Consider the following 24228-nt stretch of genomic DNA (forward strand, 5'->3'; position numbering starts at 1 on the left):
GGGGTGACCGCCCAGGACCGCGAGTCCCCGCACGGACCGTGGATCCACCGGCGCCATCTGTCGCACACATCACGAGGAGCCGCCTGATGTCCGACTTCGTACCCGGACTCGAAGGAGTCGTCGCGTTCGAGACGGAGATCGCCGAACCGGACAAGGAGGGCGGCGCACTCCGGTACCGGGGCGTCGACATCGAGGACCTGGTGGGCCACGTCTCCTTCGGCAACGTATGGGGCCTGCTCGTCGACGGCGCCTTCAACCCCGGACTGCCGCCCGCCGAGCCGTTCCCCATCCCCGTCCACTCCGGTGACATCCGCGTCGACGTCCAGTCCGCGCTCGCCATGCTCGCCCCCGTCTGGGGTCTCAAACCGCTCCTCGACATCGACGCCGAGCAGGCCCGCGAGGACCTCGCCCGCGCCGCCGTCATGGCGCTGTCGTACGTCGCCCAGTCCGCCCGCGGCCAGGGCCGCCCCATGGTCCCGCAGAGCGAGATCGACAAGGCGCAGTCCGTCGTCGAGCGATTCATGATCCGCTGGCGTGGCGAGCCCGACCCCAAGCACGTCGCCGCGGTCGACGCCTACTGGACCTCCGCCGCCGAGCACGGCATGAACGCGTCCACCTTCACCGCCCGCGTCATCGCCTCCACCGGCGCGGACGTCGCCGCCGCCCTCTCGGGCGCCGTAGGAGCCATGTCCGGCCCCCTGCACGGCGGCGCGCCCTCGCGCGTCCTGGGCATGATCGAGGAGATCGAGCGCACCGGCGACGCCGAGGCCTACGTCAAGCAGGCCCTCGACAGGGGCGAACGCCTCATGGGCTTCGGCCACCGCGTCTACCGCGCCGAGGACCCCCGCGCGCGCGTGCTGCGCCGTACCGCCCGCGAGCTGGGCGCCCCCCGTTTCGAGATCGCCGAGGCCCTGGAGAAGGCCGCCCTGGCCGAACTCCACGCCCGCCGCCCGGACCGTGTCCTGGCGACCAACGTGGAGTTCTGGGCGGCCATCGTCCTCGACTTCGCCGAGGTCCCCGCGCACATGTTCACGTCGATGTTCACGTGCGCCCGCACCGCCGGCTGGTCGGCGCACATCCTGGAGCAGAAGCGCACCGGCCGCCTGGTGCGCCCCTCCGCCCGCTACACCGGCCCCGGCTCCCGCGCCCCCCAGCAGATCGAGGGGTACGCGGACATCGCCCACTGAGCCGGACGACAGGGGATCACGCGGGGCTGAGCAGCTCCGCGTGATGCCTCTCGGCCACCAGCGGATGGGCCCGCAGCTTGCCCTTCAGTTCGTTGAAGCCGTACTCCGCGAACAGCGGGTTGGCCGGATCGTCGGTCACCCCGGGGGCGGCGGACGCGTGCGGGAAGGGCAGGGGCTCCACCCGCGCGTCCAGCCGCGGGTTGTAGAAGAACGGCACGGAGAACCGCTCGACCGCGCTCGGCGGCGACACCACCCGGTGGTTGGTGGCCAGCAGGTACCCGTTCGTCGCCACCTCCAGCAACTCACCGAGATTGACGACGAACGCCCCCGGCAGCGGCGGCACGTCGTGGAACAGCCCGTCCTCACGCTGCACCTGGAGCCCGCCCACCTGGTCCTGGAGCAGCAGCGTCAGGAACCCGTAGTCCTTGTGGGCGCCCACGCCCTGCCCGGCTCCGTCCCCCGCGCTGCCCGGATAGCGCACCAGCTTCAGGTGCGGGTGCGCCCGCTCCCCGAACACCGGGTCGTAGAAGTCCGCGGGCGCCCCGATCGCGGCGAGCAACTCGTGCAGCAGCTTCTGCGCCACCCCACTGAGCCGCTCGACCCAGCGCAGCGCGGCCACCCGCAGCTCGGGCAGCCCGGCGGGCCACTGGTTGGGCCCTTCCAGCCACCAGTAGGCGGGCTCCCCGGGACCCGGCACCCGCGCCGGCCGCTCCGCCCCGATGTCCAGCTGGTCCCGCCAGTCCTGCCGGCCGCCGGTCCGCTCGTCGCCGGTGCGCGTGTAGCCACGGAAGTGCGGCGAGTTCACGTTGTCGATCGCCAGCCGCTCGGCCTCGGGCAGCGCGAAGAACCGCCGCATCGCGGAGAGCAGCGCCTTCGTCTCCTCCTCTGCCACCCCGTGCCCCACGAGCTGGAAGAACCCCACGTCGTGCGCGGCACTGTGCAGTTGTGCGCGCAACAGGTCGCGGGCCCGCGGCCCACGGTCGGCGGCGGAGAGATCGATGATCGGCAGTTGCTGGTACGACGGGTTCGTCGACACGTTCGTCATGGTGCGTCCGCAAGGTGTACGGGTCCCGCGCGAGCGCCGTGGGTGGGGCGGGCGCACGGGTGCCAAGTGGGCAGAGAGGTGGGACGTGGGCGGTTGCTGAACCGCGAAGGGGGCCGGACAGCTCAGAAGGAGCGTCGACAGCCCATGCTCGTGACGCGGACGTAGTCCACGTGGCGGCGCCGAACGAGCGAAAGCATGCGATCAGGGTACTCCCTGCCCACGCATTCGTACGTGGCGCACATCACGTACCGAAGATTCCACGGTGGGGCGGCTCTGCGCCGGTGGGGCCCGCGAACGCGGGCGACCCGCGAGTCTGGCCCTCCGAGGGAGGGGCCGGCCGGACTTACCGGCGACTCGCGGGTCGGGTGACTGCGTTGAACTGGCCGGCTACGTGCGCTCTCGCACACGTGGGTCCGGCACCGCACTACGGGGTGTGGTGGCAGGCCGCTAGCCCGCAGTCACCTCACGAGTCCGGGAATCACACATCTACCGGATCACCTCCTTTCAGCGTGTGACGACACCTTAAGAACCGCCCCGCCGCCCTATCAACCCTTTTTCGGAAGGCCGTGCGCGAGACCGGTGGACGTGGGTTCTCCGCTCACCTGGCGTTCCCGCACGACTTCCCCCATGGCCGAGCGGCGGGCCGTCCTCGGCGGCTCCCCCTCCGAGGAGCGGATCGGACACGCGCGGGCCGTCGTCGACGGTGAACCCGTGCACGTGTCGGGGACGACCGGCTTCGACCACGCGACGACGACGATCTCGCACGACGCGGTCGAGCAGGCCGAGCAGTGCCTGCGCAACATCGGGGCCGCGCCGACGCAGGCGCGGGGTGCGGGTTCGCGGACGTCGTGAGGGCGCGCTGCCTGCTGCCCGAGCGGGCCGACTTCGAGCCCTGCCGACCGGTGCTGCGCGGCTGCTTCGGCCAGGTGCGGCCGGCGGCGACGATGACGGTGTGCGGGCGGACGGACCGCGGATGAGGATCGGGACCGAGGTGTGCGCCCGCCGCCCCGAGGCCGGCCCCACGACCCCGTTGACCCCCGCCGGGCAGCGCGATTGTCTGGTGCCGTGACCGATCCTCGTCTTCGTATCGCGCCTGTTTCCGGTGCGGCCATGCTCGAACAGTGGCGGCAGGTCCACAACGCCGTCGTGCCCCCGGCCGCCATGTCCCCCGGCGACGCACGCGCGCGTGCCGACCGCTACCGCCTGGAGAACGCCTACCTCGGTGACGTCCTCGTCGGCTGCTCGACCGTACGGCCCCCGGAGGGCGACGAGGCGGTGGCGACCGTCATCGCGCGTGTGCTGCCGCCGTACCGCCGACGCGGCCACGGCACCGCGCTGTACGGCAACGGTCTGGCCCACGCGCGTGAGATGGGCGCCCGGGCCGTGGAGACCTGCGTGCTGGCCGTCAACGAGGACGGTCTGCGATTCGCCGAGGCACGCGGGTTCGTCGAGACGGAGCGGTATGTGTTGGACGGCGCGAGCGATGTCTGGGTCGACCTGCGGCTGGCCGCGCTCTAGCGGGCCGAGGGTATCCGGCGGGACGGAAGGCACCCGGCCGGACCGGCGCACAACGATTCCTCGGCAATCTTGCGGGAACCATATGTGGGCTGCGTCACGTTCAAGTTGAATGAGGGGCACGTGAGCGAACCTGAGGGGGTCCAGGTGAGTGCTTCCCGCCGTAGTGGGACCACCGACGAACTGGGACCGGACGAGCCCGAGCGGCCCGGCCCCGAGGGTCCCGACGGCTCGGATCTGCTCGCCGCGCTGCTCGACGGGATGGACGCGGCCCTGTGCGCCTTCGACGCCGACGGCGTCGTCACCCACTGGAACCGCGAGGCGGAGCGCATCCTCGGCTGGACCGCCGCGGAGGCGGTCGGCCGGCACGGCTTCGCCGGCTGGGCGGTGCGCGAGGCGGACGCCGGGGAGATCGAGGGCCGGCTGATGGCGGCCATGCGGTCGCCCGGCCGGCAGGTGCACGAGTTCGCGCTGGTCACCAAGGCCGGCGGCCGGGTACTCGTGCGCACCCAGTCCGCCGCGGTCCGTGGGCCCGACGGCGAGCCCGCCGGGCTGTACTGCGCGTTCAGCGAGGTGCACACCCAGATCGACCTGGAGCGCTCCATCGCGCTCAGCGAGGCCCTGTTCGAGGACGCGTCCTGGGGCGTGGTCCTCGTCGACGCCGACCTGCGCCCCGCCGTCGTCAACGCGCACGCGGCCCGCGCGCTCGGCACCGGCCGCACGGCGGTCCTGGGCCGTCCGCTGGGCGACCTGCTCACGCGGGGCGTCGAGGAACTGGAGAACGCGCTGACGCACGTCCTCGCCGAGGGCGCCCCGCCCGCGCCCGCCGAGATGTGGGTGGGCGTGCGGACCCCGGACGGCGGCGAGACGCGGCGCTGCTGGCGCAGCGGGTTCGTGCGGCTCGCCTCGCCGCTCGCCGAGGAGCCGGTGCCGCTCGGCGTCGGCTGGCTGTTCCAGGACGTCACCGAGGCCAAGCAGGGCGAGCAGGAGGCGTCGCTGCTGCGGTTCCGTACGAACCAGCTGCACCGGGCCGCGCGGGCGGCCGCCGAGTGCGAGGACCCGGCCGAGGCGGCGACGGTCCATCTCGACTTCGCGCTCGCCGGGTTCGCCGACCATGCCGTGATCGACCGGGTCGCCGGCGCCCCGAGGGCGGACGGGGAGTCGGGTGCCCCGCCGCGACTGGTGCGGGTGGCGGCCACGCCCTCGGGCGCGCCGGGCCCCAGCGTCCTCACCGGCCACGCCGGTCTGCCCGTGCGGTACGCGGAAGGCCACCCGGCCCTCCAGTGCGTGGCCCGCGCCGGCTCGGTGCGCGCCTCCGCGGGCAGTGCGGCGCCGGACCAGGCCCGCGAGTGGGCCCGCGCGCGGCAGTGGCCCGAGGACACCGTGCACGCGCTGTGCGCGGTGCTGCGCAGCCGGGGCCGCACCCTGGGCGTCGTGACGTTCCTGCGCACGGCGGGCCGTACGGCCTTCGAACGCTTCGACTCGGCGTACGCCGAGGACGTCGCCGTCCGGATGGCCGCCGGCCTCGACCTCGCCGACCTCGCGGCTCTCCGCGGTCCCGCCGGGAGCGGTGGCGACGCCTGACGCGCGCCCGGCGTTCGCTCCCGGCCCGGTTCTCAGTGCCGGTAGAAGATCCGGTCCCGGTACTCGTCCATGATCCGGCCGTTCCACTCGTGGCCGCCGTCGATGTTGCCGGAGCGCAACAGCGGGGGCTCGATGCCGCGCCCCGCGAGGGAGGCGGCCGCGGTGGCCATGACCGCCTGGAGAAGGGCCGTGGTGACGACGGTGGAGGCCGGCGCGAACGGCGCGGGGACGGTGTCCAGGGTCAACTCGGCGTCGCCGACCGCGATCTTCGAGTCGAGGACGAGGTCGCAGTGATCCTTGAGGAACGTTCCCGACGCGTGCCGGGACTTCGTCTCGGTGGCGTACGCCACCGAGGTCACGCCGATGACCTTCACGCCCAGGGCGCGCGCGGTGAGGGCCATCTCCACGGGAAGGGCGTTGCGGCCCGACAGCGAGATGATCACCAGGACGTCACCCGCCCGCACCGGCGAGGTGTCCAGGACGGCGCTCGCCAGGCCGTCGACGCGCTCCAGGGCGGAGCCGAGAGTGGCGGGGACGACGTCGACGCCGACGACGCCCGGCACCGCGAGCAGGTTCATCAGGGCCAGACCGCCCGCGCGGTAGACGACGTCCTGCGCGGCGAGCGAGGAATGGCCCGCCCCGAAGGCGAACAGGCGTCCGCCGGAGGCGACGGTGTCGGCGAGGAGGACACCGGCGGCCTCGACGGCCCCCGCCTCCTCGTCGCGGACCCGTCGCAACAGGCCGATCGCGGCGTCGAAGAACTGGGCGGCGGGCGTGCGGTCACTCATCCGAGGGGCCCCTTTGCCGAATCCGGTGTCCGTGTCCGTGTCGCGGATCACCGTGCGGTCTGGACCAGCACGCTGTCAATACGGCGGAGGAGGGCCCGCGGGGGCGGAGCGGGCCGCTCGGGCAGCGCCGGGAACGCGGCGGGGACGGCCCGGGGGCCGCGGGCGGCGGGGCGGTCCGGGAGGGGCCCGCTCCGCCCCTGGCGCCGCCCGGACGCGCCGAGCCGCAGCGCGGTGCCGCACGGCCGGCCGAGGACCGCGGCGCCGTCCCGCGGACGCGTCGGCGAAGGCGTCATCGAAGGCGTCATCGGTGTCCGGCGCCGTCGGCGGGCCGTCCGGGGCCGACCTGCCGGGATCCGGCCTCGAACCCGCCGTGACCCCCTCGTTCCGGCGGCGCGGCACGCTTGTCAGTGGTATCCGGCAGAATTGAGGCCAGGGCCAGGGCCAGCGCACGAGCCGGAGAGCCGTCCAGCCTCCGGCAATCTCATCGAGGGGCACGTATGTCCGGACTGATCGACACCACGGAGATGTATCTCCGCACCATCCTCGAGCTGGAGGAGGAAGGTGTGGTCCCCATGCGCGCCCGGATCGCCGAGCGGCTCGACCAGAGCGGGCCGACGGTCAGCCAGACGGTGGCCCGCATGGAGCGGGACGGCCTGGTCTCCGTGGCCAGCGACCGGCACCTGGAGCTGACGGACGAGGGCCGCCGCCTCGCCACGCGCGTGATGCGCAAGCACCGCCTGGCCGAGTGTCTCCTCGTCGACGTGATCGGCCTGGAGTGGGAGCAGGTCCACGCGGAGGCGTGCCGCTGGGAGCACGTGATGAGCGAGGCCGTCGAGCGCAGGGTCCTCGAACTGCTGCGCCACCCCACGGAGTCGCCGTACGGCAACCCCATCCCGGGCCTGGAGGAGCTGGGCGAGAAGGACATCGCCGACCCCTTTTTGGACGAGGGCATGGTGTCGCTGGCCGACCTGGACCCGGGCGTGGAGGGCAAGACGGTCGTCGTACGCCGCATCGGCGAGCCGATCCAGACGGACGCGCAGCTGATGTACACGCTGCGGCGGGCGGGTGTGCAGCCGGGCTCGGTGGTGAGCGTGACGGAGTCGGCCGGCGGTGTGCTGGTCGGCAGCGGCGGTGAGGCGGCCGAGCTGGAGACGGACGTCGCCTCCCACGTGTTCGTCGCCAAGCCGTGAACGAACCGGCGAGCGGGCGCCGGGCCACATGCTGAGCGCTGTTCAACTCAAGGGGTCGCCGGGTCGGTTGGCGCGTCCTGTCGATCTCGCCGAATCGGTGGTTCCCTGTGTCGAATCGCAGCGCTCGGGCGTCGCGCGTGCCAGGCTGTCGCGTGAGGCACACGACCTGAGGGGGCGGGATGAAGCGTCGCGGACCATGGGAGGGCCCCGGCGCCTCGCGGCGCCGGGGCCTGTCCTCCCCTGTTCTGACCTGGAGCCCCGAGCTCTCAAGGTCATTCCCCTCGGACCGGTTTCCCCGAGCGGTCCGCCTCCTGATGAAGGTCTCCCCTGGGCGGCGGCGATCATTCCTTGAGCGTGGTCACTCGAACGAGGGGTGTTGCTCGCCGAAATGGGTGTTTTCGAATGGGCATTCGATAGCCTGCCCGTGAAGTGCCGGCGGCGGTACGACGGCAGACACGACGCGTGACCGGACCGGCCGGCTCGAGCGGGAGCGAGGGGTCCGAGCGGAGCGAGGGGGTGCCAGGACCTATGGCGCGACGCATCGACGTGACCGGGGCCGGCGGCGTACGCCTGGCGGCCTGGGAGTTCGGCGATCCGCCCAAGGAGGACCCGACGGACAACCGGTCGGAAGCGATGATTCCGGCGCAGTCGACCGGAGAGAGCGGGGCGCGCTCCGGGCCGGCGGCACCCGAGCGCACCACCGGTGTGCTGTTACTGCACGGTCTGATGGGCCGCGCCTCGCACTGGGCGTCCACCGCCCGCTGGCTCTCCGAGCGGCACCGTGCGGTCGCCCTCGACCAGCGGGGCCACGGCCAGAGCGACAAGCCGCCGCGAGCCGCCTTCACCCGTGAGGCGTACGTCGAGGACGCCGAGGCCGCACTCGAACAGCTCGGCCTCGCCCCCGCCGTCCTGGTGGGGCACGCCATGGGCGCCCTGACCGCCTGGCAACTCGCCGCCAAGCGCCCCGACCTGGTCTCCGGCGTGATCATCTGCGACATGCGGGCCTCCGCGCTCGGCGCGGCCTCGCAGCGCGAGTGGGCCGACTGGTTCAAGTCCTGGCCCGTTCCCTTCGCGACCCTCGCCGACGTCCGCACATGGTTCGGCGAGGACGATCCCTGGGTGGAGCGGCCCAACCCCGCGCGCGGGGAGTTCTACGCCGAGGTGATGCAGGAGTCCCCCGACGGCTGGCGCCCCGTCTTCGAACCCGAGCAGATGCTGAAGTCCCGCGAGACCTGGGTCTACGACGCCCACTGGGAGGAACTCACCCAGGTCCGCTGCCCCACCCTGGTCGTCCGCGGCCTGGACGGCGAACTGGGGCGCGCGGAGGCGCAGGAGATGGTGCGGGTGCTGCCACGCGGGGAGTACGCGGAGGTGGCCGACGCCGGGCATCTCGTCCACTACGACCAGCCGGAGGGGTGGCGGACGGCGATCGAGCCGTTCCTGGACGGCGTGCTGGCGCGGTGAGCGGGCCGCCGAGGGCCGGCAGGCGCCGTCGGCCCTCGTTCACCGCGGTCAAACCCTCCGCCAGGCGGGCCGCCGTACGCAGGGGGCGAGGCGCGGGCCCGCGCCGTGACCGCGGCTCCGCGGGCCGCCCCCCAAGGCAGCGGTGTCACACCCCAGCGGTCGCCCCCGCGCCGACACGCGGCCAGATCGCCACGGCGCGCCGACCAGGGCGCACGGCAGGGTGGCGGTGACCATGCCGCCGCAGACCGCGATCCACGCCGGTCCCGCCCGACCGGGGGCCACGGGCCGGCAGCCCTGCGCGGGACGTGGGGTGGGGTACGGGAAACGGAGCGAGGTCCAGGCGACGGGCGCGGCGGGCCACTGTTGTCCACCGAGCCCGCCGGCATCGCCACGGTGGCAACAGCGGCCCGCTGCCACCAGCGAGGCCGCCGCCGGCGCCCGCACCAGCGGCCGGGGCCGCAGCGGCGGCAGCATCACCAGCCGCGCCGCGCACGGACGTCGTGGCTGGACCGTACGCCGGGGCACCGTGCCCGAAGAGGGGCGCGGCGTGTCAGCGGGCGCCTTTCCGATCCCTCCCGCAGGCGTACGCCAACGGGGAGACCAACTCCTCCGCATCCGGCAGCCAGCGATTCGCAGGCGTGGGACGGCGGGCCCACTGCACGGCACCGCGCGACCCGAACCGGGTCGGCGGCGCCGCCACGTACGCCCCCTCGCCCAGCGCGACGAGATCGATGGACGACAGCGTCCACCCCAACCCGCCGACCAGGTCCGCCACCTTGACCGCAGCCCCGGGAAGAACGAAGAAGTGCATCCGCCGGTTCGGCGCCAGCGTGACAGGACCCAGCGTCAACTCCATCCGCTCCATCCGCGCCAGCGCCAGGAACCCCGCCGTCTCCGGCACGGAGATCGCGTCGAAGGTGCGCCCGGTCGGCAGCAGGATCGACGCGTGCGGCTGCGACTGCCACATGCGCCGCGCTGCGGTCGCGCCGCCCGTCGCCTGCGTCGCCCAGTCGGGCCGGGACGGGTGCGCCCCGGGCGCCGGGCACGCCGGGTCGCCGCAGGAGCAGCGCTGCACCCCGTCGACGGCTTCCAGCCACGTGCCGGGGAAGACGTCCCAGTGACGTTCCTCGGCGTAACGAACGGCAATCTCCGGCAGCGATTCCCCGCGCTGCTTCGGGATCTGGGTGGCCTGGGCGCCCGCGATGGTCTCTTCCACGATGAACACAACTCCGGGTGTCACCGGGGGTTACGGGCCGCCCACGTGCGCGGGGGAGGAGCATCGATTCCGCGTCCGGGGCGCACGGGTGCATCGGTGGGGGCGCGCGCGAGGAAGGAGCGCGGCAGCGGGTAGGCACGCTTGGGGGCGGCTTCCGCCTTTACCCAGGCAATCCTCGCATGTCTCGCATTCTCGTCGTATCCGCGGGGCATTGATCTTCACGGCCGGAGCTTTTCGGTGGAAGACACATCAACTCGGTGCGCGGGCAAGGCACCGCAGCCACAGGGGGTAGTGCCCATGGCCGCAAGGCCTCTCGTCGCGCGGCAGCCGAACGAACGGTTGCAGGCGCTCATCCAGGAAGCGGGATGTTCGAACGCCGGGCTCGCCCGCCGCGTGAACATGTGCGGCGCGGAGCACGGTCTCGACCTGCGCTACGACAAGACGTCCGTGGCCCGTTGGCTGCGCGGACAGCAGCCGCGGGGCCGCGCCCCGGCGATCATCGCCGAGGCCCTGGGCCGCAAACTCGGCCGTACGGTCACGATCGACGAGATCGGCATGGCCAACGGCAAGAACCTCGCGTCGGGTGTCGGTCTCCAGTTCTCGCCGACGGTGCTGGGGGCCATCGAGCAGGTCTGCGAGCTGTGGCGCAGTGACGTGGGCCGCCGGGACTTCCTCTCGGGATCGTCCGTGGCCGCCTCCGCGCTGGTCGAACCCAGCCGTGACTGGCTGATCTCCTCGCCCGACGCGCAGGTGGCGCGCACGGCGGGCCCACGGGTGGGCCCGTCCGACGTGGCGGCCGTGAAGGCGATGACCCAGGCGCTGGTCGAACTTGACCACCAGTACGGCAGCGGGCACGTGCGCCCGGTCGTCGTGCACTACCTCAACAGCGTCGTCTCCGGCCTGCTCGCCGGCTCGTACCGGGAGGCGGTGGGGCGCGAACTCTTCGCCTCCGTGGCCCGGCTGACCGAACTGGCGGGATACATGGCCGTCGACACCGGCCAGCCCGGCCTCGCCCAGCGGTACTACATCCAGGCCCTGCGCCTCGCCCAGGCCGCGGGCGACCGCGGCTACGGCGGCTACGTGCTCGCCGCCTCCATGAGCCATCTCGCCGCCCAGCTCGGAAACCCGCGCGAGATCGCCCAGTTGGCGCGGGCGGCACAGGAGGGCGCGAGGGGGCGGGTGACACCGCGCGCGGAGGCCATGTTCCACGCCGCCGAGGCCCGCGGGCACGCCCTCATGGGCGACGTTCGGGCGGCGCAGGTGGCGTCCGGGCGGGCCGTGTCGGTGCTGGAGGGGGCCGATCCGGCGGCAGGGGACGACCCGGCGTGGATCGCTCACTTCGACGAGGCCTATCTGGCCGACGAGTTGGCCCACTGTCACCGCGACCTCGGGCAGGCCGAGGCGGCGGCCCGGTGCGCGCAGCAGTCGCTGGCCGGGCATCCGGAGAGCCGGGCCCGCAGGCGGGCCATCGGCTATGTGCTGTTGGCCACGGCGCAGGTGCAGCAACGTGAGGTCGAGCAGGCCTGCAACACCGGCCTCAAAGCAGTGGAGTTGCTGGAGACGCTCCGCTCCAACCGGGGCGCCGAGTACCTGGAGGACCTCCAGCAGCGGCTGGAGCCGTTCCGGGAGGAGCCCGTGGTCAGGGAGTTCGGGGCGCGACTGGATCTCCAGACCGCCGCGTGAACAACCGGGGCGCCGTGGCGTGAACGGCCGGCGAACGACCCGCCTTCGCACGACCAGTGCGTATACAGCGCACGGCGCTCCGGTTCCGTCACCCGTCGCACGGGAGGGAGATCATGACCTGAGCTGCGTGGCACGGGGTTCCGCGAACCCGGTAGCGTGAGCCGACGATTCCGAAGGTCCCCCATCAGTAGGAGTCCCGGTGACGCAGAGTGGACAGGGCGAGGAGCCCTCGGCGCGGACCGCGCGCGAAGGCATCGTGCTGCCCTCCGACGGCGGGGAACCCCTGCTGCCGGGCACGACGCACGGCCCGCGGCAGGATCCCTACGCCGGGCGGCGCGGGCAGCAGCAGTACGACCAGCAGCCCCCGCCGTCGACGGGCCCGCCGGCCGATGGGCAGACCTGGGGCGGGCCCTGGGGTCCCGAACAGCAGCAGGACCAGCAGCCGGGCCGGCAGCAGGGGCAGGCCTGGCCGCCCCCGGCGGCCCAGCCGCAGTGGGACGGGGACCGGCAGTGGGACACCCCCCAGCCCATGGGCCCCGAGGCGTGGCGCGCCGCCCCGCAGTCCGGGCACGGTCAGGGCGCCGGCCCGCTGCCGCCCGAGGGCGCCCCCGCCCCGTCGACGTACGGCCACGGCGTGCCCGCCGCGCCGCTGCCGCCCATGGCCGACGGCGCCACCCAGTACATACCCCCCGTCCCCGCGCCCGTGGACGAGGGCGCGACGCAGTACCTGCCGCCCGTCCCCGCGCCCGGACCCGCGCCCGTGGACGAGGGCGCGACGCAGTACCTGCCGCCCGTCGCGTCGGGAGCCCTGCCGCCCGAGTCCCCGTCGGAGTCCACCCATTTCCTGGGCCGCGCCCAGCCCGACGGTCCGGGACCGCTGCCCACCCACGGCGGGCAGCACGGCTCCCACACCGACGCCGACGCCACCCAGTACATCCCGCCCGTGACCGGCGAGAGCCCGTACGGCGCCGGCGAGAGGCAGCCGCCCCCCGAGTTCGACAATCTCTTCCGCAGCGGCCCCGCCGACGACGGGCCGGCCGGGTCCACGCAGCAGATGCCGCGCTTCTCCGAGCCCGAGCCCCCCGGCTACGGCGCCCGCCCCGCCGCCCACGCCCAGCCCTCCTACACCCCGCCCGGCGGCGGCTCCGGCGGCCGGCGCGCGATGCGGGACGACGACGACCACAGGGCGGGCGGCGGCCGTAGCGGCTCACGGATGCCGTTGTTCGCGGCGATCGGCGTGGCCCTCGTCGTCGTCGGGGTCGGCGCGGGCGCGCTGCTCTCCGGTGGGGGCGGTGACGACCAGGGCGACGACGACAAGACCGTCGCCGCCTCGACGCCCGCCACCGAGGGCTCGCCCTCGGCGTCCGCCGACGCCGCCGAGCAGCAGGCGATCGCCCTGGACAAGCTGCTCGCGGACAGCGGCAGCAGCCGGGCGACCGTCATCAGCGCGGTGGCCGACGTGAAGAGGTGCGACAGCCTCGCCGAGGCCGCCGCCGACCTGCGGGACGCGGCGAAGCAGCGCACCGGCCTGGTGACCGAGCTGTCCGGCCTGACCGTCGACCAGCTGCCGGACCACGCCGCGCTGACCACCGCGCTCACCAAGGCCTGGCAGGCCTCCGCCTCCGCCGACAACCACTACGCGGCCTGGGCCGACCAGGTGGCCGCCGAGAAGGGCAAGCTCTGCAAGAAGGGCCAGGCCCGCAGCACGGGCCAGACGCAGGAGGCCAACCGCGCGAGCGGCACGGCCACTGCCCAGAAGGCGAAGGCCGCCAAGCTGTGGAACGCGATCGCGAAGACGTACGGACTGACCGAGCGGCAGCCGACGCAGCTGTGACCCCGAGGGGCCCGACCCGCGTCGGCCGGGCCCGCGTCGGCTCGACCCGCGTCGGTCTCAGTGGACGTCCGCGTTCTCCAGCGTCCCGGTGACGTCGACGAAGCCCTCCCGGGCCGCCGCCAGCCGGCCCTGCCGGACGGTCTGGAGGGTCACGTCGGCATTGACCAGGCGCGGGAATCCGATCGAGGCGAGCTGGTCGGTGAACTCCCAGCGCAGGGTCGGCGTGAGCCCGCCCGTGCTGATCCTCAGGCCGTCGTCGAGGGCGCCGGTGACGGTGTCGGCGGTCACCGCGCCGCCGCCGAGCGACTCCACGACCTTCCTGAACACGGTGTAGGCGATCCAGGTGGTCTGCACGCCCGTGTCCGTCGGGTCGATCCGGGTGTCGGAGAAGGCGCTCTCGCTGATCACCTTCTTCATGGGGTCCCAGCGCGGGTCGCTCGCCACCGGGTACCAGCCGGTGAAGTACGCCCCCTCGAAGGCGCTGGAGGCGCCGCCGGTGGAGTTGACGACCGTCTGGTCGACGCTGCCGAGGACGGTGGCGGTGCTCACGTCGGGGTAGTCCTCGCGGGCGCGCCGGAAGGAGTCCATGAAGGTGCCGGTGCGGTCGCCGAGCGCGGGGACGACGCACCCGTTGTCGGCTTCGCCGGTCCGGTCCGCGGCGGTCGCCTCCTTCAGGGAGGCGACCGCCTGGGCCGAGTACTCGGTGGCGTCCTCCGCGGCCAGCTGGTCCACGGCCTTGTCGTGCCCGCCCGTGGTGAGGCCGGCGTCGAGCATGGGGGGCAGGGCGTCGCCGGCGATGGTGTCGGGACGTACGAGGACGACGCGGCCGCAGTCGGCGGCGAGTTCCTTGCCGAGACCCGCCAGCAGGGCCGGCTGGCCGCCGTTGACGGGGTAGGAGAGCGGGCTGGTGAACTCGGCGCCGGTGACGCCGTAGCCGCCGATGTAGGGGATGCCGGCGCCCTCCAGGTGCGGGAGGAAGGACTCGGAGTGCTGGCTGTAGGAGCCGATGACGGCTACCGCGTTCGCCTTGACCGCCCGCCGGGCGCACTTGGCGGCGCCCACGGCGTCGTTGTGGTCGTTGCAGGTCAGGACCTCGAGCTTGCGGCCGTCGAGCCCGCCGTCGGCGTTCACCCACCGGGCGTAGGCGCGGGCGAAGGCGGGCATGCCGGGTTTGTTGGTGGCCGCGGTGCCCTCGGGCGCCCAGGTCATGACGACGATGGAGTCGTCCCCGGAGCCCCCCGTGGCCCCGGGGACGAGCCCGCAGCCGGCGGCGAGCGAGGCACAGGTCACCAGGGCGCCCGCCGACAGGGCGGCGGATCTGAAAGGCCTGGTGGGACGGAGGAACCCGGGGAGGAAGGTGCTTCGCGTGCGCTGCCTGCCGGTCATGTCCACGCACGATTCCGTGAGCGCACCAACCTCGGAGTGACTGACGGTCGACACGAGGTGACGCGGAGGTGAATTGCGGGGGCTCGTGAGGCCCGCGGGACGGGGAAACGTACGATCGATGACCGTGCAAGGTTCGGAGAACTCTTCCCGTCGCGGCCGTCGCTCCTCCACCATGGGCGGCATGCCACTCAACGACATGCCGTGGTGGCGCTGGCGCAGCAATGTGCGCTCCGCGCTGCACATGCTCTCCGATCCGGTGTTCCAGCGGGACGTCTGGCTGGCCGGCGCCGACGGATACGGGGACGTCACCGACGCCGTGTACCGCCTGGTGGAGGACACCTGGCTCGACAACTGGTCCGCCGAGAAGTACGTCGGCACGATCTTCCGCGACTCGCAGGAGGCCGCGCTCGTCGACACCGCGGTACTGCGCGTCCTGCGGATCATGCACCAGGTCGGGCCGGACGCCCCGGTCTCCGCGTACGTCAACCACGAGGGCTGGCCGGACGCGGTACGGGCGGCGCGCGACGCCCACGTGCGCCTGGCGGTGGCCGACGGGGAGGAGCCGGACACCCCGCCGCGCACGCTCGAGGTGCTGCGGATCATGACGAGGACGGCGTGACGGGGACGGCGTGACGGGGACGGAGTGACGCGGGGCGGAGTGACGCGGGGCGGCCCGCAGTGGATTCCGTCCTGCGGACGGAGTTCCTGCGGCAACGACCTGTCATGAGACCCTGTGCTGCATGAGTGAGCAGTCCACCCGCGCCACGGCGAGCCTCGCCGACCAGTACGTCCTCACGCTGTCCTGCCCCGACAAGCAGGGCATCGTGCACGCCGTGTCGAGCTACCTGTTCATGACCGGCTGCAACATCGAGGACAGCCAGCAGTTCGGCGACCACGACACGGGACTGTTCTTCATGCGCGTCCACTTCTCGGCGGAGTCGCCGGTGACGGTGGACAAGCTGCGCGCGAGCTTCGCGGCGATCGGCGACTCCTTCCACATGGACTGGCAGATCAACCGGGCCGACGAGAAGATGCGCATCGTCCTGATGGTCAGCAAGTTCGGCCACTGCCTGAACGACCTGCTGTTCCGCGCCCGGACCGGCGCGCTGCCGGTGGAGATCGCGGCCGTGGTGTCCAACCACACCGACTTCGCCGAGCTGGTGGGTTCGTACGGCATCCCCTTCCACCACATCGCGGTGACGAAGGAGAACAAGGCGGAGGCGGAGGCGCGGCTGCTGGAGATCGTCCGCGAGGAGAGCGTCGAGCTGGTCGTGCTGGCCCGCTACATGCAGGTGCTCTCCGACGACCTGTGCAAGCAGCTCAGCGGCAAGATCATCAACATCCACCACTCGTTCCTGCCGAGCTTCAAGGGCGCCAAGCCGTACCACCAGGCGCACGCGCGGGGTGTGAAGCTGATCGGCGCGACGGCGCACTATGTGACGGCCGACCTCGACGAGGGGCCCATCATCGAGCAGGAGGTCGAGCGGGTCGGGCACGACGTCACGCCGGACCAGCTCGTGGCCGTCGGGCGGGACGTGGAGTGCCAGGCGCTGGCGCGAGCCGTGAAGTGGCACGCGGAGCGACGGATCCTGCTGAACGGGCGGCGGACGGTCGTCTTCGCGTAGGCGGCCCCGCCTCCCAGGGGTGACTCCTACATCCGGCTCAGGGACGCCGCCGCGGACAGTACGTCGCTGATGGCCGCCCGGTCGCCCACCTGGCCCGCGGCCGCCTCCTCCGGGGAGACATGGCCCGCCGCGAGGCGGCAGAACTCCACGTCGTCCAGAGCCACATGGGCCACCTCGTGGTCGGCTGAGCCCACCGCGGCCGGCGAGTCGAGGGGGATGAGCCACTCACCGCCGCCCCGTCCCTCGATCTCCAGGCGCAGGCTGCGGCCGGGCCGGCCCGCGGGCACCAGGTGCCGGCGGTCGCCCGGCCCGGCGAGTCCGGTGCGGCGGCGTTCGGCGAGGACGGCCGGCAGCATCCGGGCGGCCAGGTCGACCATGCCGCGCAGGTGGCGCGGCGCGGGCGGGTCGTAGGGGTAGTCGACGGCCTCGGCGATGTCCACGGCGTGCACCCAGCACTCGAAGGCCCGGTCCACCAGCGCGTCCCGCAGCGGCAGTTCGAAGTCGCCGTACGGCACGGGAAGGGTGCCGGGGCCTCCCCCACGCTCGGGTTCTCCCGCGCGGGAGGTACCCCCACCGGTGAAGGACGCCGTGCGGACGACCGCATGGGTCTGTTCTCGCCAGGGCCCGCGCACCGACCGCGTCGGCGGGAAGTGCGAGGCCTCCCAGAACGCCTCCGTCCGCTCGGCGGGCGATCCCGCCGGCTTGCCCGCGGGGGCGCCCGTGACCGGACCCAGCGGATCGTCGAGCCCGAGGGCGATGGCGACCAGGCCGTCGACCGCGATCAGGTGGGCGATGACACCGGCGACGGTCGTACGGCGGCTGGTGGCGTCCTTGCCGCGGAACCAGCGCAGCCGCACGGGTGCGTGCCACTCGGCGTCCCCGAAGTCCTGGAGCAGCGCGTCCAGCCGCGCGGTCTCCGCGTCGTACGCCATCGCCCAGTCCGGCACCGGGATGTGAGGCGGGCGCCGCTCCAGGCAGCTCTCCAGGACGCGGGTGCGCAGGCCCGGATCCAGGTCCAGGCTGTGGGGCCGCTGGAGCAGGCCGACCGCCTCCCGCAGTCGCCGTGCCTCGTCGGCGCAGGCTCCGCAGTCACCGAGGTGTTCCTCGACGGCTGCGGTCTCCTCGGCCGAGCAGGCGGCCAGCGCCCAGGCTCCCAACAGCGCCTTGAGCACCGGGTGTTCCAGGCGGAGGGCCGCGGGGGCGACGGGTTGCGGGGCGGGCAGGGGGAGTTCACCGTCCCCCGCCGGGGTGCGGGACAGGGGAATGCGGCCGGCCTCGGTGTCCTCGGGAGTGACCGTGGCGCGCTTGTTGCGGTCCTCGCGGCCGTGCTCACCCTCCTGCTCACGGGGGCAGTCGTCGAAGTGATCGTCGGTCATGCCGCACCCCCGTAGCGTCCGGGCGGGGCGCCGGGGGCGGCGGCGTCGTGAGCCGTGGAGAGCAGTTGCAGGCCGAGGCGGAGCCGGCGACGGGCCTCGTCCTCGGTGACCCCGAGGTCGACGGCGGTCTGGCGGTAGTCGCGGCGCTGGAAGTACGCCAGTTCCAGTGCGGCGCGCAGCGGGGTCGGCATCGACTGGACGATGTAGTCGGCGCGGGCGGCGACCGAGGCGTGGCGGACCTTCTTCTCCAGTTCCTCGGTGCTGCCGGAGCCACCCGGCACGAGCGCCGCGGTTTCCGTGGCGCGCAGCCGCTGCACGGCCAGACGGTGGGTCAGGGCGGCGACCCAGGTGCGCAGGGGGCCCTGCCGGGGGTCGTAGGAGTCCGGGTGCTCCCACACATGCGCGAAGACCTCGCGGGTGACGCCGTCGGCGGCCCGCTCGTCTCCGAGCACGCGGTGGGCGAGGCCGTGCACCAGCGAGGCGAACCGGTCATACAGCTCACCGAGGGCGGCTGCCTCCCCACGCGCGAGTCGCTGCTGCATCTCGCGGTCCCAGCGGGGCGGTGCGTCCTTCTTCGCCATGCGGCCCCCTCGGCCCTGCCCGTGCCCGGCGCCCCCACCGGGGCCTGTCGCTGTCCAGCCTGCGTGCTGCGTCATCTCGAATGTAGTCGGCACGTCCGAGGACGCACGCCCCTTTGGCGCAATGTGCGCCCCCCGCCCTCCGGGGGTGGTAAAGGCGTCCCTCCGGGCATCTACCCGCCATGGTCCGGGTCAGGCTGGATGGGGTTGGATCAGGTGAGATCAGGTGGGACCGCGTCAGATCGGTTCAGAACAAGATTAATCGAAGCCTGATCTGGTGGGATCGAACAGGACTGAAAGCGACCAGAACAAGCCTCTTTCTCTTATTGACTGTTTTTTGCTCGGAGTTTCGGGGAACGGCCGCTGGGCAGCCGCGCTGCGAGGAAGCGAAGGGACAGCTTCCGTTCGGGCGGATGAAGGGCGTGGTGGTGGCTTTCAACGTGACCGGCGGTGAGCAAGGCGGATGGGCCGTGCTCCGCGTTTCGGGCGAGCTGGACCTCGTGACGTCGCCCGTGCTGCGTCAACGGGTCCACGACGAGGTGGCCGAGGGCCGCCACAGTCTCGTCCTGGACCTCTCCGGGGTGCACTTCTGCGACTCCAGCGGGGTCGGCGTCCTCATCGCCTGCCGACGGCTGATCCGCTCCTGCCAGGGACGCCTGCGACTGATCCTGCCGGCGCGCGGCGCCGTCGACGACTCCCACGTCAACCGGGTCCTGGGCGCGCTGGGCGTACGTCGGCTGTTCGACGTCTACGGCGATGTCACCGAGGCCGTGGACGAGGACACCGAACCGCTGACGGCCTAGGGAGCCGCGAGCCGGCTCCGGTGAACCGCGTCACGGTTTCCGCCACATCGGCCACACCCGCGTACCGGAATTCCCCCGGTCTTGGCACAGGAGTCGCCTTCCCGCCGTCCCGGGGTCGCCGGCGTCGTACGCTCCCCTGCGGACACCCGCACCCACACCCACACCCGACGTGATGACGTAAGGCGGCCAGAGACATGGTGAGCAGCGAGTACGAGCGCAGGATCGCCGCCCGGTTCGCCACCTTCGACCAGGACGGCAACGGCTACATCGACCGCGTGGACTTCGCCTCGGCGGCGAAGGCCGTGCTCGCCGAGTTCGGTGTGCCGGCCCGGTCCGAGCGGGGGCAGGCACTGTACGCCGGTGCCGAGGCGTTCTGGCAGGGCATGGCCGGGATCGCCGACCGGGACGGGGACCAGCGCATCACCCGCGACGAGTTCGTCGGCGGGGCGGTCAAGCGACTCCGTGACAATCCCGAACGGTTCGGCGAGATCGCCAGGCCGTTTCTGCACGCGGCGCTCGCCATCGCGGACGCCGACGGAGACGGGCGGGCCACGGTCGACGACACGGTGCGGGTGCTGAAGGCACTCGGCGCGAGTGAGGAAGTCGCCCGCAGGGCCGCGGCCGTACTGGACGCGGACGCGGACGGGGAGGTGGGGGAGGCGGAGGTCGTGCCGGCGTTCGCCCGCTACTTCACCGTGCTGGAGTAGGTGGACGTCGCGGGGCTCCGCCCCGGACCCCGTCCTCGCCCACCCACCCGCCCCAGTCGGTCAGTTGGGAGGGGACCGTCACGGGGCTCCGCCCCGGACCCCGGCGGGGACTGCCGTCCCCGCATCCCTGCCCGCGGGTGCTGCCGTCCCCGCGCCCCTCGCGGGACTGCCGTCCCGGCACCCCTCCCCGCACCCCTCCCCGCGGACACCCCCCGCACCCCCACAGGCCCAGCCGTCCCTCAACCCCCCGTCCCTCAACCCCCCGTCCCCGCGTATCTCTCCCGGAGCCTGTACTTCAGCACCTTCCTCAGCGTCTCGTTCCGTGGCAGTGCCTCCACCACCTCCAGTTGTTCCGGCAGCTTGTGCACCGACAGGCCGGCCGCGCGCAGGTGCGACCTCATCGTCTCCAGGGTCAGTCGTCCAGCGCCTTCCGACGGCTCCACCACCGCGCACACCCGCTCGCCCCGTTCCGGGTCGGGGAGGCCGATGACGGCCACGTCCGCCACCGCGGGGTGGGTGTGGAGGAGGTCCTCTATCTCCTTCGCCGAGATGTTCTCGCCCTTGCGGATGATCACGTCCTTCAGGCGGCCGGTGAGGACCAGGTGGCCGGTGTCGGTGACGTGGCCCAGGTCGCCGGTGCGGAGGAAGCCGGACGGGTCGAAGGCATCCGCCGTGCGGGCCGGGTCCAGGTAGCCCTGGCAGACCGCCTCTCCGCGCAGGCGTACCTCGCCGTCCACGATCCGTATCTCCATGCCCCGCGGGGGACGGCCCTCGGTCGTCGCCAGGTCGTCCGCCGTGTCGTCGGGGGAGCCCATGGTGATCATCGGCACCTCGGTCATGCCGTAGCCGTGGGTGAGCTGTACGCCCATCTCGCGGACCACCGCGTGGTACAGCTCGGGGGGCTTGGGGGCTCCGCCGCCCGCGAGCAGGCGGAGGGTCGGGATCAAGGGGACGCCCGGTCGCCTGCGCTGTTGCGCCAGGAACATCGAGTAGAACGCCGTCGAGCCGCCCGCCACCGTCACGCCGTGCCGACGGTACTCGGTGAGCGCGTCGGGCAGGGCGAAGTGCTCGAACATCACCGCCGGGAAGCCGTACAGGAGCAGCATCACGGTGTAGTCGGGGCCGGCGATGTGGGCGTAGGGGAAGGCCATCGAGCCGACGTCGGCCGCCGAGAGGCGCAGTGCGTGGGCCAGGCAGGAGCCGCCCGCGATCAGGGAGCGGTCGGTGTGCAGGACGCCCTTGGGGTCGGAGGTCGTGCCCGACGTCCAGTAGATCCAGCGCACGGAGGTGCCCTCGGAGGGTGGGGCGGGAAGTGCCGCCGGGTCGCCGTCGGGCAGGTCGTCGTACGCCTCGAAGACGCCCCTGGCGCCGAGCCGCCGGGCCATCCCGGTGTGGTCGAAGCCGCGCCAGACGCCCGGTACGGCGAAGAACTCCGCCTTGGACTCGCGCAGCGCGAAGCCCACCTCGCGGTCCCGGTAGAAGGGGATGACGGGGGTCTGGACGGCGCCCAGGCGGGCCAGGGCGAAGGACAGGACGGCCGTCTCCAGGCGGGTGGGGAGCTGCCAGGCGACGACCGTGCCGGGGCGTACGCCCATGTCGTACAGGCCCGCCGCGGTGCGTTCGGCGCGGTCGCGCAGGGCGCCGAAGGTCAGGGCTCGGTCGCCCTGGAGGAGGACGGGACGGTCGGGGGTGAGGGCGGCGCGGCGGTCGAGCAGGTCCCAGAGGGTGCGGGACGCGCTCAGGGCGTGGGCGGTGTCGGTCACGGCTACCCCCTGAATGTGCTGACGGACAGTCAGACAGTGGGCGAAGCGTAGGGCCGGGTGCCTTGTCGGTCCAGGGGTGCGGGGCTAGCCTGCCCGCAGAGCTAATCTGACGCATCGTCAGAAAAGCGGATCGTGTCGGCCCGGCGGAGGGGACCCATGACCGAACTGCCCCGCATCATCAGCGTCGACGACCACGTCATCGAGCCCGCACACCTCTTCGAGACCTGGCTGCCCCACAAGTACCGCGACCGCGGGCCGAAACCGCTCACCGCGGGCATCGGCGAGCTGGCCTACGTCGGCGGCAAGTACCGGATCACGATGGACCCGGACGGCCCGCCCACCGATTGGTGGATCTACGAGGACCTTCAGTTCCCGTACAAGCGCAACATCGCCGCCGTCGGCTTCGACCGCGACGAGATGACCCTGGAGGGCATCACGCGGGCGGAGATGCGGCCCGGGTGCTGGGATCCGGCGGAGCGGCTGAAGGACATGGACCTCAACCATGTCGAGGGCTCCCTGTGCTTCCCGACCTTCCCCCGCTTCTGCGGGCAGACCTTCGCCGAGGCGCACGACAAGGAGGTCGCCCTCGCCTGCGTGCGCGCCTACAACGACTGGATGGTCGAGGAGTGGTGCGGCGACAGCGCCGGCCGGCTCATCCCGCTCTGCCTCATCCCGCTGTGGGACGTGGGCCTGGCGGTCGCGGAGATCCGGCGCAACGCCGCCCGCGGGGTGCGCGCGGTGACCTTCTCCGAGATACCCACCCACCTGGGCCTTCCGTCCATCCACTCCGGTTACTGGGACCCGTTCTTCGCGGTCTGCCAGGAGACCGGCACGGTCGTCAACATGCACATCGGGTCCTCGTCCCAGATGCCGGCCGCCTCCCCGGACGCCCCGCCCGCCGTCCAGGCCTCGCTCAGCTTCAACAACGCGATGGCGTCGATGATGGACTTCCTGTTCAGCGGGGTGCTGGTGAAGTTTCCGGCGCTCAAGCTGGCCTACTCGGAGGGCCAGATGGGCTGGATCCCGTACGCCCTGGAACGCGCCGACGACGTCTGGGAGGAGCACCGCGCCTGGGGCGGGGTGCGCGGTCTGGTCCCGGAGCCGCCGTCGACGTACTACTACCGGCAGATCTTCTGCTGCTTCTTCCGCGACAAGCACGGGGTGGCGTCGCTGGACGTCGTCGGGCGGGACAACGCCACCTTCGAGACCGACTACCCGCACGTCGACTCGACCTTCCCGCACACCAAGGAGGTCGCCCTCGACCACGTCGAGGGCCTCGACGACGAGACCGTCCACAAGCTGATGCGCGGCAACGCCATCCGCATGCTCGGCCTCGACCTCGACCGCTGATGGATCTCGCGGACAGCGCCGAGGAGGCCGGCTTCCGGGCCGGGCTGCGGGAGTGGCTGGCCAGGGCGCTCCCCACCCTCCCGCCGAGGCCGTCCCCCGCCGACTGGCCGGGGCGCAGGACGTACGACCTCGGCTGGCAGCGGATGCTCTACGACGCCGGGTACGGGCACGTCCACTGGGACGCCCCGCCGGGCCTGCGGCTGATCTTCCTGGAGGAGACGGAGAGGGCGGGCGCACCCTATGTGGGCGCCAACTTCGTCGGACTGCTGCACGCCGGGCCGACCGTCGCCGCCGAGGGCACGGACGCGCAGCGGGACCGCTGGCTGCCGCCGATCCTGCGCGGCGAGGAGGTCTGGTGCCAGGGCTTCAGCGAGCCCGGCGCCGGATCCGACCTCGCGGCACTGCGCACGCGCGCGAGGCGCGACGGCGACCACTACGTGGTCAGCGGCGCCAAGATCTGGACCTCGCACGCCGAGGTCGCCGACTGGTGCGAACTGCTGGTGCGCACCGACCCGGAGGCGCCCCGGCACCGAGGGATCACCTGGCTCGCCATGCCCATGGACGCCCCCGGCATCACCGTACGGCCGCTGCGGACGCTCGCCGGGTCCACCGAGTTCGCCGAGGTGTTCCTCGACGAGGTGCGGGTGCCGGTCACGCACCGCGTCGGGGCCGAGAACGACGGCTGGCGGGTGACGATGGTGACGCTGTCCTTCGAGCGCGGCACGGCGTTCGCGGGCGAGGTGGTCGCCTGCCGGCGGGTGCTCGGCGAACTCGCCCGCGAGGCCCGGCACAGCGGCCGCTGGGACGACCCGGCGCTGCGCCGGCGGCTCGGCAGGCTCAACGCCGAGTTCCGTGCCCTGTGGCGGCTCACGCAGTGGAACGTGAGCGCGGCGGAGGCCTCCGGGGGAGTGCCGGGCCTCGGGGGTTCCGTCTTCAAACTGAGGTACGCGCAGGCACGCCAGGACCTGTACGACTCCGCCGCCGACGTCCTCGGCGACGCGGCCCTCGACCTCGACCGGCCCTGGGTGCTCGACCGCCTGACCTCCCTGTCGTACACCATCGCGGCCGGGACCTCGCAGATCCAGCGGAACATCGTGGGCGAACGGATCCTGGGGCTGCCGAAGGGACGATGAC

Annotated in this window: 21 protein-coding genes; 14 read left to right on the top strand and 7 right to left on the bottom strand. The window is 72.9% G+C overall.

What is annotated here, in order from left to right; translation table 11 throughout:
- Positions 1-86: 86 nt before the first annotated feature.
- The gene (locus ACZ5Y0_RS12355) at positions 87-1187 is read left to right on the top strand and encodes a citrate synthase 2 (RefSeq protein ID WP_469128589.1); all 1101 of its coding nucleotides are present in this window, start codon (positions 87-89) and stop codon (positions 1185-1187) included.
- A 16-nt stretch (positions 1188-1203) separates the two neighbouring features.
- Here the strand turns inward: ACZ5Y0_RS12355 and ACZ5Y0_RS12360 are convergent, their stop codons facing one another.
- The gene (locus tag ACZ5Y0_RS12360; protein ID WP_469128590.1) at positions 1204-2232 is read right to left on the bottom strand and encodes an isopenicillin N synthase family dioxygenase; all 1029 of its coding nucleotides are present in this window, start codon (positions 2230-2232) and stop codon (positions 1204-1206) included.
- 627 nt (positions 2233-2859) lie between these two features.
- Here ACZ5Y0_RS12360 and ACZ5Y0_RS12365 point away from each other — a divergent pair.
- From ACZ5Y0_RS12365 to ACZ5Y0_RS12375, 3 genes are all read left to right on the top strand, one after another.
- Positions 2860-3084 carry a RidA family protein gene (locus tag ACZ5Y0_RS12365; protein WP_469128591.1) on the top strand — a complete coding sequence of 75 codons (225 nt, stop codon included), beginning with the start codon at positions 2860-2862 and terminating at the stop codon, positions 3082-3084.
- 258 nt (positions 3085-3342) lie between these two features.
- Positions 3343-3750, top strand: a complete 408-nt coding sequence (locus ACZ5Y0_RS12370) for a GNAT family N-acetyltransferase (protein ID WP_469128592.1) — start codon at positions 3343-3345, stop codon at positions 3748-3750.
- A gap of 144 nt (positions 3751-3894) precedes the next feature.
- Positions 3895-5331 (top strand): PAS domain-containing protein, encoded by a 1437-nt coding sequence (locus ACZ5Y0_RS12375; protein ID WP_469128869.1) that lies wholly within the window; start codon positions 3895-3897, stop codon positions 5329-5331.
- A 32-nt stretch (positions 5332-5363) separates the two neighbouring features.
- Here ACZ5Y0_RS12375 and ACZ5Y0_RS12380 read toward each other — a convergent pair whose 3' ends face one another.
- The gene (locus ACZ5Y0_RS12380; RefSeq protein WP_469128593.1) at positions 5364-6119 is read right to left on the bottom strand and encodes an SIS domain-containing protein; all 756 of its coding nucleotides are present in this window, start codon (positions 6117-6119) and stop codon (positions 5364-5366) included.
- Positions 6120-6616: 497 nt separating this feature from the next.
- On the opposite strand from ACZ5Y0_RS12380, the gene ACZ5Y0_RS12385 reads away from it, so the two are divergent.
- Complete coding sequence (locus ACZ5Y0_RS12385) at positions 6617-7309, top strand: metal-dependent transcriptional regulator (protein ID WP_469128594.1); 693 nt, start codon at positions 6617-6619, stop codon at positions 7307-7309.
- Positions 7310-7837: 528 nt separating this feature from the next.
- Positions 7838-8773: an alpha/beta fold hydrolase gene (locus ACZ5Y0_RS12390; protein ID WP_469128595.1), complete on the top strand. Its 936-nt coding sequence runs from the start codon at positions 7838-7840 to the stop codon at positions 8771-8773.
- A gap of 550 nt (positions 8774-9323) precedes the next feature.
- On the opposite strand, the gene ACZ5Y0_RS12395 is transcribed toward ACZ5Y0_RS12390, so the two are convergent.
- Positions 9324-9998 carry a bifunctional DNA primase/polymerase gene (locus ACZ5Y0_RS12395; protein WP_469128596.1) on the bottom strand — a complete coding sequence of 225 codons (675 nt, stop codon included), beginning with the start codon at positions 9996-9998 and terminating at the stop codon, positions 9324-9326.
- 288 nt (positions 9999-10286) lie between these two features.
- Between ACZ5Y0_RS12395 and ACZ5Y0_RS12400 the strand changes: the two genes are divergently transcribed.
- Together ACZ5Y0_RS12400 and ACZ5Y0_RS12405 are read left to right on the top strand one after the other, a co-directional pair.
- Positions 10287-11672: a transcriptional regulator gene (locus tag ACZ5Y0_RS12400; protein ID WP_469128597.1), complete on the top strand. Its 1386-nt coding sequence runs from the start codon at positions 10287-10289 to the stop codon at positions 11670-11672.
- Between the two features lie 199 nt (positions 11673-11871).
- Positions 11872-13506 (top strand): hypothetical protein, encoded by a 1635-nt coding sequence (locus ACZ5Y0_RS12405; RefSeq protein WP_469128598.1) that lies wholly within the window; start codon positions 11872-11874, stop codon positions 13504-13506.
- 57 nt (positions 13507-13563) lie between these two features.
- On the opposite strand, the gene ACZ5Y0_RS12410 is transcribed toward ACZ5Y0_RS12405, so the two are convergent.
- Positions 13564-14892, bottom strand: coding sequence for an ABC transporter substrate-binding protein (locus ACZ5Y0_RS12410; RefSeq protein ID WP_469128599.1), 1329 nt, complete (start codon positions 14890-14892; stop codon positions 13564-13566).
- A gap of 118 nt (positions 14893-15010) precedes the next feature.
- On the opposite strand from ACZ5Y0_RS12410, the gene ACZ5Y0_RS12415 reads away from it, so the two are divergent.
- Together ACZ5Y0_RS12415 and purU are read left to right on the top strand one after the other, a co-directional pair.
- Positions 15011-15511 (top strand): SCO4402 family protein, encoded by a 501-nt coding sequence (locus ACZ5Y0_RS12415; protein ID WP_469128600.1) that lies wholly within the window; start codon positions 15011-15013, stop codon positions 15509-15511.
- 121 nt (positions 15512-15632) lie between these two features.
- Positions 15633-16517: a formyltetrahydrofolate deformylase gene (purU, locus tag ACZ5Y0_RS12420; protein WP_469128601.1), complete on the top strand. Its 885-nt coding sequence runs from the start codon at positions 15633-15635 to the stop codon at positions 16515-16517.
- 26 nt (positions 16518-16543) lie between these two features.
- On the opposite strand, the gene ACZ5Y0_RS12425 is transcribed toward purU, so the two are convergent.
- Positions 16544-17893 carry a zf-HC2 domain-containing protein gene (locus ACZ5Y0_RS12425; protein WP_469128602.1) on the bottom strand — a complete coding sequence of 450 codons (1350 nt, stop codon included), beginning with the start codon at positions 17891-17893 and terminating at the stop codon, positions 16544-16546.
- Positions 17890-18474, bottom strand: coding sequence for a sigma-70 family RNA polymerase sigma factor (locus ACZ5Y0_RS12430; protein WP_469128603.1), 585 nt, complete (start codon positions 18472-18474; stop codon positions 17890-17892). Before ACZ5Y0_RS12430 ends, ACZ5Y0_RS12425 begins: the two co-directional genes overlap by 4 nt.
- Before the next feature lie 419 nt (positions 18475-18893).
- Here ACZ5Y0_RS12430 and ACZ5Y0_RS12435 point away from each other — a divergent pair, with 419 nt between their 5' ends.
- Both ACZ5Y0_RS12435 and ACZ5Y0_RS12440 read left to right on the top strand, forming a co-directional pair.
- Positions 18894-19274 (top strand): STAS domain-containing protein, encoded by a 381-nt coding sequence (locus ACZ5Y0_RS12435; protein WP_469128870.1) that lies wholly within the window; start codon positions 18894-18896, stop codon positions 19272-19274.
- Positions 19275-19468: 194 nt separating this feature from the next.
- Positions 19469-19981 carry an EF-hand domain-containing protein gene (locus tag ACZ5Y0_RS12440; protein WP_469128604.1) on the top strand — a complete coding sequence of 171 codons (513 nt, stop codon included), beginning with the start codon at positions 19469-19471 and terminating at the stop codon, positions 19979-19981.
- A 254-nt stretch (positions 19982-20235) separates the two neighbouring features.
- On the opposite strand, the gene ACZ5Y0_RS12445 is transcribed toward ACZ5Y0_RS12440, so the two are convergent.
- Positions 20236-21744, bottom strand: a complete 1509-nt coding sequence (locus ACZ5Y0_RS12445) for a class I adenylate-forming enzyme family protein (RefSeq protein WP_469128605.1) — start codon at positions 21742-21744, stop codon at positions 20236-20238.
- A gap of 156 nt (positions 21745-21900) precedes the next feature.
- Between ACZ5Y0_RS12445 and ACZ5Y0_RS12450 the strand changes: the two genes are divergently transcribed.
- Both ACZ5Y0_RS12450 and ACZ5Y0_RS12455 read left to right on the top strand, forming a co-directional pair.
- On the top strand, positions 21901-23094 hold the full coding sequence (locus ACZ5Y0_RS12450) for an amidohydrolase family protein (RefSeq protein WP_469128606.1): 1194 nt from the start codon (positions 21901-21903) through the stop codon (positions 23092-23094).
- Positions 23094-24227, top strand: coding sequence for an acyl-CoA dehydrogenase family protein (locus ACZ5Y0_RS12455; RefSeq protein WP_469128607.1), 1134 nt, complete (start codon positions 23094-23096; stop codon positions 24225-24227). The genes ACZ5Y0_RS12450 and ACZ5Y0_RS12455 overlap by 1 nt, the downstream gene beginning before the upstream one ends.
- Position 24228 lies beyond the last annotated feature (1 nt).

This window comes from Streptomyces sp. NPDC033216 (genome assembly GCF_055577115.1).